At 63.8% G+C, this 511-nt stretch carries 1 protein-coding gene and 1 pseudogene; both read left to right on the forward strand.

Annotated elements, in window-relative coordinates:
• Nucleotides 1-158, forward strand: a pseudogene (locus tag CSC62_RS17645) (cytochrome o ubiquinol oxidase subunit III); the annotation flags it as partial.
• The gene (gene cyoD, locus CSC62_RS17650; RefSeq protein WP_162407915.1) at nt 158-499 is read left to right on the forward strand and encodes a cytochrome o ubiquinol oxidase subunit IV; all 342 of its coding nucleotides are present in this window, start codon (nt 158-160) and stop codon (nt 497-499) included. The pseudogene CSC62_RS17645 and the gene cyoD, both read left to right, overlap by 1 nt.
• Nucleotides 500-511 lie beyond the last annotated feature (12 nt).

The following is a 511-nucleotide window of genomic DNA, read 5'->3' on the forward strand; positions in this document are numbered from 1 at the left end:
GCCTGCTGTGGATGACCGTGCTGGTGATCCAGATCGCCAGGAACGGCCTGACCCCGCGCAACATGACCCGCCTGGCGTGCCTGAGCCTGTTCTGGCACTTCCTGGACGTGATCTGGATCGGCGTGTTCACCATCGTCTACCTGCTGGGAGCGCTGTAATGGCCAACCACCATCCTTCCTCCGATGCGCACGCCGAGCACGGCCATGGCGGCGGCCTGAAGTCCTACCTGGTCGGCTTCGTGCTGGCGGTGATCCTGACCGTGATCCCGTTCGGCATGGTGATGAGCGGGGCGTTCCCGCGCGGCGTCACCGTCATCGTCATCGCGGTGCTGGCCGCGGTGCAGATGCTGGTGCACCTGATCTACTTCCTGCACATGCACCGTTCGGCCGAACAGCGCTCCAACGTGCACGTGGGCCTGTTCTCGCTGCTGATCATCGGCATCGTGGTGGTCGGCTCGCTGTGGGTGATGCACAACCTCAACGTCAACATGATGCACTGAGCGGGCGTTCCT

It is taken from the genome of Pseudoxanthomonas jiangsuensis, from assembly GCF_010093185.1.
Taxonomy (GTDB): Bacteria; Pseudomonadota; Gammaproteobacteria; order Xanthomonadales; family Xanthomonadaceae; genus Pseudoxanthomonas; species Pseudoxanthomonas jiangsuensis.